Here is a 14,127-nt window from a genome sequence, read left to right on the forward strand (position 1 = left end):
GAGGCGATTTTCCGTGAAATTTTATATCAAACATGAGACAAGAGGCCGGCTTCGTATCCATCTTGCTCAGAAGAGGATGAGCTACGGGCAGGCAGATACGCTGTTGTATTATCTCGAGAATCTTGATGGAGTGGTTTCTGCCAAGGTATACGAGAGAACCTGTGACGCAGTTGTAAATTATCGGGGCAGCAGAGCTGCGGTTATCCGTGGTATCAGCGAATTTCATTATCAGGATGTAGAGGTTCCTTCACAGGTGCTGCAGAGCTCAGGGAGAGCACTGAATGCAGAATATCAGGAGAAGCTGATCTCCAAGGTGATCTGCCATTACGGAAGAAGGCTTTTTCTGCCATATCCGCTGAATGCCATTTATACAACAGCTACTTCCCTGAAATATATCTGGAAGGGAATCGATACACTTCTTCACCGTAAGATCGAGGTGCCGGTCCTGGATGCCACTGCAATTGGAGTGTCTGTATTACGTCAGGACTTTGGTACTGCAGGCTCCATCATGTTCCTGCTTGGGATCGGAGAGATCCTGGAAGAGTGGACGCACAAGAAATCCGTAGGTGATCTTGCAAGAACCATGTCCCTGAATGTTGGCAGGGTATGGCTGAAGAGAGAGGATCAGGAGATCCTGGTAGAGTCCGGAGAGGTCCAGCCGGGAGATGATGTTGTTGTACGTATGGGTACCGTAATTCCTTTTGACGGAAGTGTTACAGATGGAGAGGCTATGGTCAACCAGGCTTCTCTTACCGGTGAGTCTGTACCTGTATGCAAGAAAGAGGGCAGCGTTGCCTATGCAGGCACTGTTGTGGAGGAAGGTGAGATCACCATCCGCGTAAAGACGGTAGGTGGTTCCAGCCGCTATGACAAGATCGTTACCATGATCGAGGAGTCTGAGAAGCTGAAATCTTCTTTGGAGGGAAAGGCAGAGCATCTGGCAGATAAGCTGGTTCCCTATACTCTTGGAGGAACAGCACTTACATATCTCCTCACCAGAAATGCCACCAAGGCCCTTGCGATCCTGATGGTGGATTTCTCCTGCGCGCTTAAGCTTGCAATGCCGATCTCTGTATTGTCTGCGATCCGTGAGGCCGGTACACATAAGGCTACAGTTAAGGGCGGTAAATATCTGGAAGCAATGGCTGAGGCAGATACCATCGTATTTGATAAGACAGGAACTCTGACAAAGGCGAAGCCAACCGTTGTGGATGTGGTTCCTTTTGACAACAATGATCCGGAGGAGATGCTGCGTATCGCCGCATGTATGGAAGAGCATTTCCCACACTCCATGGCCAAGGCTGTTGTCAGTGCTGCCAGGAAGAAGCATCTGGCCCATGAGGAGATGCATTCAAAGGTTGAATATGTAGTAGCGCATGGAATTTCCACTACGATCGAAGACCATAAGGCCGTGATCGGAAGCTATCACTTTGTATTTGAAGATGAGAAATGTCTGATCCCGGAGGATGGCAAGGAGAAATTCGACAATATTCCGGAAGAGTATTCCCATCTGTATCTTGCCATTGACGGACGTCTTGCAGCCGTGATCTGTATTGAAGATCCTCTTCGTGAGGAGGCGAAAGCTTCTGTAGAAGCACTGCGCGGGGCAGGGATTTCCAAGATCGTTATGATGACAGGGGACAGTGAGCGTACAGCAGCAGCCATTGCCAGACGTGTGGGAGTGGACGAATATTATTCCGAGGTACTTCCGGAGGATAAGGCCAACTTCATCGAAAAAGAAAAGGCAGCCGGAAGAAAGGTTATCATGGTAGGTGACGGAATCAATGATTCTCCGGCACTTTCCGCAGCCAATGTCGGTATCGCCATCAGTGATGGTGCTGAAATTGCCCGGGAGATCGCAGATATTACTGTAGGTGCAGATGATCTTCAGGAGCTTGTTGTTCTGAAAGAGATCAGCAATGCACTGATGAAGCGTATCAGAAGCAATTACCGTTTTATTATTACCTTTAACGCAGGTCTTATCGCCTGTGGCGTTGCAGGTATCCTGCAGCCGACTTCATCCGCACTTCTGCATAATACCTCCACACTGGCGATCAGCCTGAAGAGTATGCAGAATCTGCTTCCATAGAAAATTTTTAACCGAAGCAAGTAAGTCCCCTGCAGGATTGCGAATATCCGCTTGACAATAAATATAAAAAGCCGGCCAGGTTATCGAAGAGATAAGAGCTTCGTACCTGGCCGGCTTTTTTAGGCTACTCAGACGTGGATCGCAGGTATCAGCCTGAAGATGTAGGTGTATGAAGTAAGTTTTATTTCTGAGGAAAGGGTTCGCTTTCCAACGTCAGTCCGTCAGTCATATGATAGCGTTTCTTTTGGGTATCCGAACGGAGAGGCCGGGTATGAAGGCTTCGGTACCTGGAGGGGCTCATATGATAAAATTTTTCGAAGGTATGTGCAAAATGCTGCCGGCTGTTGTATCCGGAAGAAAAGGCAATATCCGTAATGTGCAGAGTACTGTTGCACAGAAGAAAGGAGGCCTGTTCCATACGCTTGCGGTTGATATAGGTATTGATGGTGCAGCCGTTTTTTTCTGTAAAGAGCGCCTGCAGGTAGGATTTGTTGATCCCTGCATATGCGGAGATGGCAGGAATATCAATGTCTTCCAGATAATGCTCGTCAATATAGCAGAGCGCTTTTTTCAGATAGACGATTCCCTGGGTGCTCCGGCTGGAGCGGGCGCAGAATGCAAGCTCTGTAAGCATGCGGCTGAAAAGAAGAAAGAAGAGAAATTCTTCCTTTTGTATCTGACCGGAATTTTGTTGTAAAAAGGTGAGCAGATCCTTCAGGCTGTATCCGAAGCTGCGGGAATCCGCGCCGGAGCAGAAGCCCTGGGAGGCTTCCATAAAATTCCAGAACTGGTAAAATCCGGGATCCTTTTTCAGGAGAAGCTCCAGAGCAACCGGACTTTTTTTGGGAGTAAGGGAAAATTCCAGATTCAGGATCGAGCAGGGAAAACCATCCGGAATTTCCAGCCTGTGAGGTACATCCGGCCGGATAAAGATAAATTGCCCGGATTTCAGTGGGAATTCCGTGTCCTGTGTGCCATCCAGGCAGAAAACCCGGCAGGAACCGGAGGTGATATACATGATCTCATAGCTGGAATGTGTGTGATGCTCCATATGATAATAAGGCAGGGAGAGAGCATAAAAAGCAGAAATATGGAAATATCGGGAAGAGTCCTGGAAAATATCTGGCATGAAAAAACCTCCTGAGTATGCTGCGAAGCGGAATGTAAATATTTCAGCTGTAAATTGCGAGTCGGACAGATGCAGATATTCGATGAAATCGCCCTACATGTCTGACTGACTGTACTCTTTACTGTCAGCAAACAGTATATCACGCAAAAATAAATACGACAATATATTGCATTTTTACATTCAGGGGATGATACCTGTCACCTTATAAAAAAACAGATATTATACTGTGATCAGAATCAGAAAAACGGAGGGTATTTTCTATGAGCTATAAAAATGAAAACATGAAAACGATCGAATTACATGAGAATGGCCTGGATATCCAGTTTCGTATCCGGGAAAACGGCGTGGTAGAGCTGGCAGATTTTTCTTCACAGGAAGTAAAAAAAGCAGTCATGGAGCCGAAGGAGGATATCTGTTATCCGGCTGTTGAGATCCACAGAAGCGGAACAGGAAGCTTAAACATGCATGCCTACAAAAACAACATCAATCAGTCCTCTGTGGATTTTGTTTATGAGAACCATGAGCTGAAGGCACAGGCCGGCGGAAAAGAGCTGGAGATCGTAATGATTTCCCCGGAAAAGCTGAAGGCAGTATATCATATGCGCCTGTTTGACGGAGTGCCGGCAGTACAGACCTGGACAGAGATCATCAACGAGGGAAGCGAGGATCAGGGGCTGACCTATGTTTCTTCTTTTATGTATCAGGGAATCTCCAGAGGCGGCGAAAAGCCTTATTATAAAAAAACAGATATCTATGTGCCGTTTAACAGCTGGTGCTGTGAGGCACAGTGGCAGAAATACGATGCAGAAACGCTGAATTTAAACGGAATGGTCGTAGATGGCTTCAATCATCAGGGATATGGCCTGAACCGTTATTGTTACAGTGGAAAGGGCACCTGGTCTACCTGTGAGTATCTTCCCATGGGAATTGCCGAGGACAGAGAAACAGGGGAGACGTATATTTTCCAGATTGAAAGCTCCGGACAGTGGCTGGCAGAATATGGTTCTGCACAGGGCGGAAATCTGTATCTTGCCTTAAGCGGCGCCACAGAGCAGGAGCATGGCTGGTATAAGAATCTGAAACCGGGAGAAAGCTTTACAACCGTTCCGGCAGGGGCAGCTGTTGTAAAAGGTGGCCTGAATCCGGCAGCAGCGGCACTGACCAGATATCGGAGAAAAGTACGCAGACCGAATACGGACGATGAGAAGCTGAACGTGGTATTTAATGATTACATGAATTGCCTGATGGGAGACCCTACAACGGAGCGGGAGCTTTCCATCATTGACAAGGCAGCAGAGCTCGGATGCGAATATTACTGCCTGGATGCAGGCTGGTATGACGACGGATTCTGGTGGGACCGTGTCGGGGAATGGAAAGAAGCATCCGGAAGATTCCCCAATGGTCTGAAAGAAGTCTGCGATCATGCACACAGTAAAGGCCTGAAAATGGGACTCTGGCTGGAAATCGAGGTTATGGGAGTTGCCTGCGAACTGGCAAACAAGCTTCCGGATGACTGGTTTGTCTGCCGTCATGGAAAACGCCACATTGACAATAAACGCTATATGCTGGATTTCCGCAATCCGGAGGTACGGAAATATTGCCGTGATGTAGTAGACAGGCTGATCAATGATTACGGTGTAGAGTACTTTAAAGTGGACTATAACGTAACCATGGGATATGGAAGTGATCTGAACAGTGACAGCTGTGCAGATGCCATCCGTGAGCATTATGAATGTCTTCACCAGTGGTATGAGGAAATCTTCCGGGATCATCCGGAGCTTGTTGTGGAGAACTGCGGTTCCGGCGGACAGCGTATGGATTATGGTATGCTGAAGATCTTAAGCCTGCAGTCTACCAGTGATCAGACAGATTATCTCTACAATGCCAATATCGCTGCCAATGTAGCCAGTGCGGTAACTCCGGAGCAGGGTGGTATGTGGGTATATCCGTATGAGGATGAAGAAGAGCATGTGATCTACAATGTAGTAAATGGTATGCTTCTCCGCCCATATATCAGCGGTATGGTATGGAAGCTGGGCGAAAATTCCATGAACCGTATGAAGGAGGGAATCTCCCTGTATAAGGAGATCCGTGAGGAAGTCCGTGACGGCGTGCCGTTCTTCCCGCTTGGTTTTGGAACTCTGAAATCTGAAGTTCTTGCTTACGGAGTGAAAGCAGAGAAGAATACCTATCTTTCGGTATGGACACCGGGAACAACAGAAGCAGTGATCCCGCTGGAAAATGCAGAGCAGGTCCGCAGAGTATCCGTGATCTATCCGAAGGAAGAGATGTGCGGATATAAGATCGAAAATGGAAATCTTGTAGTGAAGATGCCACAGGAAAAAGCGGCCAGACTGTTTAAGATCGAGATGAAATAGAAAATCAGGAAAGACCGTAAGTTTGACGAAGAGGCGTGGGCAAAAATAAAAGAGCGCCGGCATTTTTACCAGAAAGCTCATCAGTCTGGATGAAGTTGCAAAGATCCCAGCTGTGTACCTGAATTATAAGAAATACAGATGGGTGAAGGATCTGACAGTGAAAAGCGAATAGAAACAGAAAACAGCAGAGCTGTATGTCCCGGGATTACAGGGAATATACAATTCTGCTGTTTTATTTTATGAGATTATCTGTTTTCCGCAAGATATTCTTCTGTAAGAGCAACCGCATCGGTGATACACTGCGGGCAGCTGCAGAGAACCTTGCCTGTCTCTACACCTTTTAATTCACGGCAGATACAGGAACCGTTTTTTTCTTTGAATTTCTGGATATAGGTGCGGAGCTTTTTGTAAGTGTCACCTTTGGAGCCGGAACCTTCCTCGGTATTTCCGCGGCTGTTGGAAAGTCCGATGATCATAGCCATACCGGAAAGAGCACCGCACATTTCCATAACACCCATTCCAAGGCCGAAGCCCTCGGCAATACGGAACATCTCGTTTTCATCGATGCCAAATTCCTGGCAGAAAGAACAGGCAACTGCCTGTGCACAGTTACAGCCATTCTCGTGTAATTTTGTAGCGTGTTCAGCTTTTGTACTCATGATTTCTTATCCTCCTGATTTCAGATCGCAAGCATATTTTTGATCGCTTCCATATAGATCAGTACTGCTTCTTCCATGCCGGAGACCAGGATAAATTCATCGGCTCCGTGGATACGGTAGTCAATTCCCTCTTTTTCAGGTCCGAAGGCTATGATGTTTTTGAGGGATTTTGCGTAAGTGCCGCCTCCGATGACCATTGGTTTGTGTTCGGTATCGCCGGTCACATCTGTGTAAGCTTTGTAAAGAGCATTTACCAGCGGAGATTCTCTTGGGAAGAATAACGGAGCAACAACCTTTATGATCTCAATACGACCGTTTTTATCTTCCAGTCTGTCCTGGCACATTTTGCGGATATCGGTCTCATTAAGAGTTACCGGAACACGGATATCGATGGTACAGGAAATGACACCGTTTTCTGTTTTTACGATTCCGTTGCATAACGTCAGATCGCCGTATTCATCTGCAAATTTCAGACCAATGCCGGAGCCGTCACATGCAGTGCCGATATGGGAGTTATAGAATTCCACAAAGTCATCTTCAAAGCCTGCTTTTGCCAGACATTCAAAGGTTACTCCTGCAGCATTGACACCGAGATGGGGAGTGCTGGCATGAGCCGGAATACCTTTGGCGTAGATGGTGAGCTCACCATTTTCTTCGGTTACCTTATATTCCTGGAGCTTCGTCCGGGAAAGTGCGGATTCCAGCTTTTCCTTCAGACCGTCCTCATCGGGAACAATGGTTGTACAGGTGTCACACATTGCATTGGATACAAAACCGCCGTTCATGGAGATAATCCGGGTGTTTTTGGAGCAGGCGATCATGGCAAGCTGACCTTTTTCACCGTGGATACACGGGAAGCTGGCATCCGGTGTGAAACCGCAGGAAAGCTCTTCTGCTACCTGATTGTAGTGATCCATACATCTGGAACCTGTTTCCTCGTTGCAGCCCATGATCAGGCGGACTCTTTTGTTCAGCTTCACGCCGTGGTTGCGGAGAAGCTTCATGGCATAGAGCGCTTCCAGGATAGGGCCTTTGTCATCAGTGGTCCCGCGGCCGTATACATGATCGTCTTCACGGGTAAGGCGGAACGGATCGTAGGTCCAGTCTCCGCCTACAGGAACGATATCCAGATGACCGGCGATGCCGACGATCTCATCGCCCTCACCCATTTCGGCATAACCGCAGTAGTTATCCAGGTTTACGGTTTTAAAGCCAAGTTCTTCGGCAATCTTCAGTCCCTCTTTCAGGGCTTTTGCAGGACCCTCACCAAATGGTTTTCCCTCGGAAGGGGTACCGAGCTGGGAGTCAATGGCAACCAGTCTGCCAAGATTTGTGAGCATTTCTTCTGATAATGCGTGGATTTCCTCTTTAATATCCATATTGATTTCCTCCTGTTTACAGCGTTCCGGAAAGTGACAGGATGGAACGCTGATGTTATGAGCTCTATTATAGCATAGATTGTAATGAATGGCAGAGTAGATTTTTACCTGTTGAAGACGTACCGATCCATTCGGCGGAAGGCTTCTTCTATGCGGGAACGGGGTGAGGCCAGATTCATTCTCAGGTGGCAGGGACCGAAAAACATCCTGCCGTCCTGGACGGCAACGCCGACATCCCAGCAGGCTTTTTCCACATCTTCGATTGTTTTGCCATGGGCAGCACACCAGTCGGTGCAGTCGACAAAGAGCATATAGGTGCCTTCCGGCCTGGAAACGTTGACACCCTTAAAGTGCCGGTCAATGTAATCACAGGCAAAGTTTACATTTCCGCTTAGTACTTCGCATAGTTCATCGGTCCATTCATAGCCTTCAGGCTGATAAGCGCCAAGCAGAGCGTGCATGGACAGAACATTCATCATATTATAATGGCTCAGACTGGACTCCTTCAAAATACGATCCCGCCACCAGCTGTTGTATACAATGTGATAGCTGCCAACAAGTCCTGCCAGATTAAAGGTTTTGGATGGAGCGTAGAAGGCCGCTGTACGCTGGCGGGCATCTTCGCTGACGGACTGGCTGGGGATATGCTTATGGCCATTCAGGATGAGGTCAGACCAGATCTCGTCTGAGATGACGTAGACATCATATTTTCGGTACAGCTCCATGGCTTTTTCCAGCTCCCGGCGTTCCCACACGCGTCCGCAGGGATTGTGTGGATTGCAGAGAATGGCAGCGTGGATCTTCTTTTCACGGAGTTGTTTTTCCATGTTTGCATAATCCATTCTCCATATGCCGTTTTCATCCCTTACCAGCGGAGAATGTACGGCCTCGTAGCCGTTGTTTTTCAGACTTTTGGTGAAGCCTATGTATGTCGGGCTGTGAATCAGGACGTTATCACCGCGGGAGCAGACGCAGTTCAGTGCACTGATAACTCCGCCCAGAACGCCATTTTCGTAGCCAATGTGTCTGGGCTTCAGACCGGTGACACCGTGGCGTGTTTCCTGCCAGCGGATGATGGCCTTATAATATTCCGGCGGGGCTTCAAAGTAACCGAAGGTAGGGTGACTGGCCCGTTCGATGATCGCCTGCTGTATGGTAGGTACAGTAGGAAAGTTCATGTCTGCTACCCACATCGGGATGGCATCGAAGCCCTCCTTCGGCGGGGCAGGAGAGAAACCATCGCCCTTCAGGCCGTCTACTGCAATGGAATCTCTGCCATGCCGGTCAATGATGGAAGTGAAGTCGTATTTCATATGAATGCTCCGTTACTGAAAACTTATAAAAAGTTATAAACTTCTATGTTTCATTCCTACTTCAACGAGTATGCTTTTGATGATATAAATATCTATCTACTCACAAGTTCTTGTACTCTCCATAGGCGTAAATTCCGGATTAACGTACCCGTACATATTTGCACTAACGTTTTAGTGTTAGCTTGCAAATCTTTCTCCATAAGCCTTGAGATTTATAGATGCCTGAAAATCTCTATCAATGACATTTCCACAATCACATTTATAAATTCTGTCAGATAATTTCAAGTCTTTTTTAATGTTTCCACAGCAACTGCAAAGCTTTGATGATGGATAAAACCGATCAGCCACAATAAGCGGAATCCCTTTATCCCTGCACTTGTGTTCAAGCTGCTTTCTAAACTCAAAAAACCCCTGATTCTGAACTGCTTTTGATAAATGTCTATTTTTCATCATTCCACTAACATTCAAATCTTCAATACAAATAAATCTTGGTTTTCGACTTACAATTTCAGATGTAGTCTGATTCAAATAGTTCTTACGGATATTTGTTAATCTGTGATTTCGTTTTAATAAAAGTTTTTCCTTTTTGATTACATTATTTGTTTTGCAGTAACTTTCTCCTTTCTTATTTTTCTCGTAAGAGCGAGAGATACTACGCTGTAATCTGCGTTTCTGTTTTTCTAGTTTCTTTACTTGCTGACTTTTATTGATGTTCTTATACTTAGCTCCATCAGAGCAAATAGCCAGATCTTTGATTCCTAGATCTATACCAATTCCATCATTATTAAGTTTTTCTATGCGATCAGGAAATTCCACACATACGCTGATCCACCAGTTCAACCCATCAAAAGATATTCTCGGATTCATGTATTTAGCATCTGTAGAAATACGACCATGCTCTGCAAGTCTTACCCAATTTAGTTTTTGTTTATTTCTTTTCCTGCTTGAAGAAAATCCTTCAAACTTAACATGAGTATTGCTGAATTGTATCTTAATATTATCCTGATAGAACTTCGGCATTGATCTCTTTTTTGACTTGAATCTTGGGAATTTCTGCAAACCTTTGAAAAAGTTCTTATAAGCAGTGCAGGCATCTTTGATTGCCTGTTTGGTTACATTATTTGAAATACTCAATAACCATGCGTATTCATCAGAATGTCTAAGCTTTGTAAATTCTTTTCTGAGTTCTGCATCTGAAATGAATTTTCCGCCTTTTTCATAGTTTTCTATTTCCCTTGCCAAAGCCCAGTTATAAGCAAATCTTGAAGCACCTGCGTACTGAAACATCTTAGTTTTCTGTACATTGTTTGGTATCAACATTGCTTTTATGGCTTTTACCATCTACTTCCTCCTGTATCAGTTCCCGGATAAGTTTCTTGGCTTTATTCGCTCGTTTTCCTTGTAATTTGCAACTGAATACTGTGATTATCTGAACCAGATCTTCAACAAGTTCCTGCTGTTCGGATTTTTCAGTATTATCAATAATCTCAATCTCACAATTATAAAGCGAAGCGATATATTCTATCAATTCAAAACCAAATCGCAATAGCCGATCTTTATATAAAACAACAACCTTTTCAACCTGATTTTGAGATATTCGCCTGATCAATTCCTGGAGTCCTTTTTTCTTATAATTAATTCCGGAACCGATATCACTTATTATCTCAAATGGCTGTCCTTTTGCCAGAAGATATGTCTTAACATTATCAATCTGTCGTTCCAGATCATCTTTCTGTTTATGGCTGGAAACGCGACAATATCCAATTGTAATGCGATTTTTAGGCTTTACATTTATTACCTGGTTGAGTTGCTCGTCAGAATAATATCTATAGCCGCTTACTGTAGTATGATGCGGATGAAGTTTTCCATTGGCATCCCAATTTCGTAATGTCTGGGCGGATACGCCTATAATTTTTGAAAATTCATGTATAGAATAATATTTACTCAAAGCATCAACTCCTTTCAATAATATTCTGCTCTAATATCTTATAAAACTCAACATGTACTTATATGATTTTATAATTTATATTTAACTGTTAATAACCTCCTGAAAAATTCTATTTGCTTCACCTTATCATATTTTGGGGGTGGCGTACATATATTAATGTAAATTATGAGACGATTTGATTTTGTGTAATTGAGTGGATGGATTGAATAGTGCGAATAATCTATAAAAGAAGTGGCGGAAATACCAGCAATGATATTTCCGCCGTTTTACAACTCCGAATATCCTATCCAGAGCTACTTTGTGTTCATAGTATAGGTTATAAAATCAAATTTTATGAAATGTAAAAAGGAACTCGTCCAGAGCCCCTTTCCTTTGAATAAGTAATAATATCTTTCTCACTCCGGAAAAAGACTTCTTTGTACTTATATGATACTGGTTCAATTACTCCTTGTCAATATTTATTTTTATCTTTGTAATGTGTTCTGTCAAAGAAATATCATCTGGCAATTCAAGAATTTTCCTTAGTTCAGCAAGTTCGTCCTGTGCCTTATTACGTTCTTCTTTTATTTTTGAAATATATTGCAATTTATCATCCATTGAGGTGGTAAATTTCGTTGCAATCACGCACCCTATGGGTTAAAAGAGATGCAGGAGCCGCGACGCCTGCATCTCTTTCATCTATAAATGTGATCTATTGCGAATGAATAGGTTTTTTATTTTGCAATAAACATAATCAGGATCAATACTTTGCTAATAATTTTTTCCAGGGTTTATAGCCTTTCATATAAGCAAAGTCTTCTTCATTTTGGAAGCCTGCAATCAGTTCTTTTTTCATTTCTTCAGCATATGGATTTTCTACATCTTGGAATTTTATATGTTTATATAATCTTGATTTCTGAAAATCACAGATTGTATCGACATTCTCCAGCAGTTGTTTTATTACCTTAAAAGTATCTTCTACATTTTGTTCTGCCACCACAACATTAAACATGGTTGCACATTCATTGTATTTTCCCATCTCAAAAATACCTGCTAATGCATACATTTTCTCGGCCAGGAATCTTGCGGATTTATGATCTTTATTGTCAAGAGCTTTTGTGATCATCATGCCAAAGGCAAGATTCAAAGTAGTATACTCTGAAAGAATTATATTTTCCAGTTTTTCATATGCTTCTTCTGTTTTTTCCTGTTCCATGTATAATTGCCCAAGTCTTAGTTTTTTCATGGGATCATAGTCGGAAAAATAGTTCAGATATTTTTCTGCCATTTCATAATTCCCTTTTCGCAAGTAGAATCCGAACAGAGAATCTGCCGCATGGTGCTGGATTTTTTCGTCCTTGTCATTTAGTGCCATTTCGTACCAGGAATTAATCTGTTCGTCGTACTTATCGGGATGCTCACACTGACCTATGATTCTTCGCGAGTCAAGCATCACCGCCACCTGCCAGATAAACATGTTGCAGTTAGGGTAATCTTTTATGATATTTACTGCCCATTGATAGGTCTTTTCGTAACCTTCTGCTGAAAACATTTTGTCCATTTCCTGAATAAGTTCTGTAATTTCAACGTCTGTCAGATTTTCATGAAAAGACAACAGGGTATCAAGGGAAATATGTAGCAGTCTTGCAATTGGTGCTAACAGTTCAATATCTGGATTGGAGTTCCCGTTCTCCCATTTATTCACCGCTGGAGTAGTTACTCCTAAGCGGTTTGCCATTTCCTCCTGGGTGAAACCAGACTCTTTTCTATATTTTTTTATCACATTTCCAATATTCATCCTAATTCTCTCCTGATTGAAATTTCAAAAGCTTTTGTGATTAAATCATAGCAGGATTGGAAATTGAACACAATTGAATTGTTGTTAAATAAAATTCATATTTTTTAACTGATGGGAAAGTTGATCGTGATCAGCAGTTGGTTTTTTGGGCATATCCTAACAAAAGGAATCATGGAGACTGTGTTTTACGATACTTTGTATGTTTCCCTGGTCACCAATTAATTAATTATGCATACTCTAACAGAAGAAGTCTGTAAAGGAGTATCTGCATGAAAAATAAAAAATGGATTGCACTGGCGGCAGCAGTTGTGCTGGCGGTGACGGCACTGCCAATGGGAGTATTTGCTGCGAAGAAAGACAGCACAGAAGAGAAGCTTACAAAGGTTACACTGAATGAAGTCGCACATTCAATCTTTTACGCACCGCAGTATGTGGCGATTGAGGAGGGATATTTTGCGGAGAAAGGTCTGGATCTGACACTGGTGACGGGATTCGGAGCAGATAAAACGATGACTGCTGTGATTTCCGGTGAGGCAGATATTGGATTTATGGGCGCAGAGGCATCTGTTTATGCTTATCAGGAAGGCGCCACGGATCCTGTCGTAAATTTTGCACAGTTAACCCAGCGTGCGGGGAATTTTCTAGTGGCAAGAGAAGAGATGCCTGATTTCAAATGGGAGGATCTGAAAGGAGAGAAGGTTCTTGGCGGTCGTAAGGGCGGAATGCCGGAAATGGTATTTGAATATATACTGAAGAAAAACGGCATGGATCCGCAAAAGGATCTGACCATCGACCAGAGCATTGATTTCGGTTCCACAGCAGCAGCTTTTACCAGTGATGATTCCGCGGCATATACAGTAGAATTTGAACCATCTGCGACCATTCTGGAAAAAGAAGGAGCGGGCTATGTAGTGGCATCTCTCGGAGAGGCATCCGGATATGTACCATATACATCCTACAGTACAAAAGCAAGCTACATGAAAGAAAACCCTGAGATCATCCAGAAATTTACCGATGCACTTCAGAAGGGAATGGACTATGTGCAGAGTCATACGCCGGAGGAAATCGCAGAAGTGATCGCACCGCAGTTCAAGGAAACAGATCTTGAAACCATCACTGCCATTGTAAAACGTTATTATGACCAGGACACCTGGAAAGAAAATCTTATCTTCGAAAAAGACAGCTTTGAGCTTCTGCAGGATATCCTGGAAGATGCAGGTGAGCTGACGGATCGTACAGCGTATGAAAATCTGGTGCAGACAGAGTATGCACAGAAAGCATGTGAAAATTAAAAAATAGTTTAGAAAGTTTAAAAAAACATGGGAAAAACCTGCGGCATTTATCCAATGCGTCGTAAAACCCCTTGTTTCAGCTATGGGGATATAAGACGCGTCCATCGAATTTATGCAAGTAATTGAAGATGGACAAAATAGTAATTGTATTAACTAATAAACC

General features: G+C 43.8%; 11 protein-coding genes. 3 read left to right on the plus strand and 8 right to left on the minus strand.

The window, feature by feature from the left end:
- Positions 1-13: 13 nt before the first annotated feature.
- The gene (locus NCY57_RS06240; RefSeq protein WP_250789563.1) at positions 14-2,089 is read left to right on the plus strand and encodes a heavy metal translocating P-type ATPase; all 2,076 of its coding nucleotides are present in this window, start codon (positions 14-16) and stop codon (positions 2,087-2,089) included.
- Between the two features lie 181 nt (positions 2,090-2,270).
- Here the strand turns inward: NCY57_RS06240 and NCY57_RS06245 are convergent, their stop codons facing one another.
- Positions 2,271-3,218, minus strand: a complete 948-nt coding sequence (locus NCY57_RS06245) for an AraC family transcriptional regulator (protein ID WP_173761050.1) — start codon at positions 3,216-3,218, stop codon at positions 2,271-2,273.
- Positions 3,219-3,478: 260 nt separating this feature from the next.
- On the opposite strand from NCY57_RS06245, the gene NCY57_RS06250 reads away from it, so the two are divergent.
- Entirely contained in the window at positions 3,479-5,596 is a 2,118-nt protein-coding gene (locus tag NCY57_RS06250) for a glycoside hydrolase family 36 protein (protein WP_173739819.1), read from the plus strand.
- A 245-nt stretch (positions 5,597-5,841) separates the two neighbouring features.
- Here NCY57_RS06250 and NCY57_RS06255 read toward each other — a convergent pair whose 3' ends face one another.
- The 7 genes from NCY57_RS06255 to NCY57_RS06285 all read right to left on the minus strand — a co-directional run bounded on the left by NCY57_RS06255 (position 5,842) and on the right by NCY57_RS06285 (position 12,672).
- Positions 5,842-6,255, minus strand: coding sequence for a C-GCAxxG-C-C family protein (locus NCY57_RS06255; protein WP_022426236.1), 414 nt, complete (start codon positions 6,253-6,255; stop codon positions 5,842-5,844).
- 20 nt (positions 6,256-6,275) lie between these two features.
- Positions 6,276-7,634: a M20 family metallopeptidase gene (locus NCY57_RS06260; RefSeq protein WP_250789564.1), complete on the minus strand. Its 1,359-nt coding sequence runs from the start codon at positions 7,632-7,634 to the stop codon at positions 6,276-6,278.
- A 104-nt stretch (positions 7,635-7,738) separates the two neighbouring features.
- Complete coding sequence (locus NCY57_RS06265; RefSeq protein WP_250789565.1) at positions 7,739-8,947, minus strand: MalY/PatB family protein; 1,209 nt, start codon at positions 8,945-8,947, stop codon at positions 7,739-7,741.
- Between the two features lie 177 nt (positions 8,948-9,124).
- A complete protein-coding gene (locus tag NCY57_RS06270) occupies positions 9,125-10,288 on the minus strand; it encodes an RNA-guided endonuclease InsQ/TnpB family protein (RefSeq protein ID WP_250789566.1) in 1,164 nt (387 codons plus the stop codon).
- Complete coding sequence (locus NCY57_RS06275; protein ID WP_173733473.1) at positions 10,236-10,895, minus strand: IS607 family transposase; 660 nt, start codon at positions 10,893-10,895, stop codon at positions 10,236-10,238. Before NCY57_RS06275 ends, NCY57_RS06270 begins: the two co-directional genes overlap by 53 nt.
- Positions 10,896-11,336: 441 nt before the next feature.
- Positions 11,337-11,492, minus strand: a complete 156-nt coding sequence (locus tag NCY57_RS06280; RefSeq protein ID WP_021652569.1) for a hypothetical protein — start codon at positions 11,490-11,492, stop codon at positions 11,337-11,339.
- Positions 11,493-11,634: 142 nt separating this feature from the next.
- Complete coding sequence (locus NCY57_RS06285; RefSeq protein ID WP_195274788.1) at positions 11,635-12,672, minus strand: helix-turn-helix domain-containing protein; 1,038 nt, start codon at positions 12,670-12,672, stop codon at positions 11,635-11,637.
- 269 nt (positions 12,673-12,941) lie between these two features.
- On the opposite strand from NCY57_RS06285, the gene NCY57_RS06290 reads away from it, so the two are divergent.
- Positions 12,942-13,964 carry an ABC transporter substrate-binding protein gene (locus tag NCY57_RS06290; protein WP_161209305.1) on the plus strand — a complete coding sequence of 341 codons (1,023 nt, stop codon included), beginning with the start codon at positions 12,942-12,944 and terminating at the stop codon, positions 13,962-13,964.
- Positions 13,965-14,127: the final 163 nt, after the last annotated feature.

This window comes from Blautia sp. MB18-30, from assembly GCF_023669475.1.
GTDB classification, from domain to species: Bacteria; Bacillota; Clostridia; order Lachnospirales; family Lachnospiraceae; genus Blautia_A; species Blautia_A fusiformis.

Excerpts from the sequence above, each read along its gene's own strand:
- NCY57_RS06245 (WP_173761050.1), bottom strand. The coding sequence starts at position 3,218 with ATGCCAGATATTTTCCAGGACTCTTCCCGATATTTCCATATTTCTGCT.
- NCY57_RS06250 (WP_173739819.1), top strand. The coding sequence starts at position 3,479 with ATGAGCTATAAAAATGAAAACATGAAAACGATCGAATTACATGAGAAT.
- NCY57_RS06255 (WP_022426236.1), bottom strand. The coding sequence starts at position 6,255 with ATGAGTACAAAAGCTGAACACGCTACAAAATTACACGAGAATGGCTGT.
- NCY57_RS06260 (WP_250789564.1), bottom strand. The coding sequence starts at position 7,634 with ATGGATATTAAAGAGGAAATCCACGCATTATCAGAAGAAATGCTCACA.
- NCY57_RS06265 (WP_250789565.1), bottom strand. The coding sequence starts at position 8,947 with ATGAAATACGACTTCACTTCCATCATTGACCGGCATGGCAGAGATTCC.
- NCY57_RS06270 (WP_250789566.1), bottom strand. The coding sequence starts at position 10,288 with ATGGTAAAAGCCATAAAAGCAATGTTGATACCAAACAATGTACAGAAA.
- NCY57_RS06280 (WP_021652569.1), bottom strand. The coding sequence starts at position 11,492 with ATGGATGATAAATTGCAATATATTTCAAAAATAAAAGAAGAACGTAAT.
- NCY57_RS06285 (WP_195274788.1), bottom strand. The coding sequence starts at position 12,672 with ATGAATATTGGAAATGTGATAAAAAAATATAGAAAAGAGTCTGGTTTC.
- NCY57_RS06290 (WP_161209305.1), top strand. The coding sequence starts at position 12,942 with ATGAAAAATAAAAAATGGATTGCACTGGCGGCAGCAGTTGTGCTGGCG.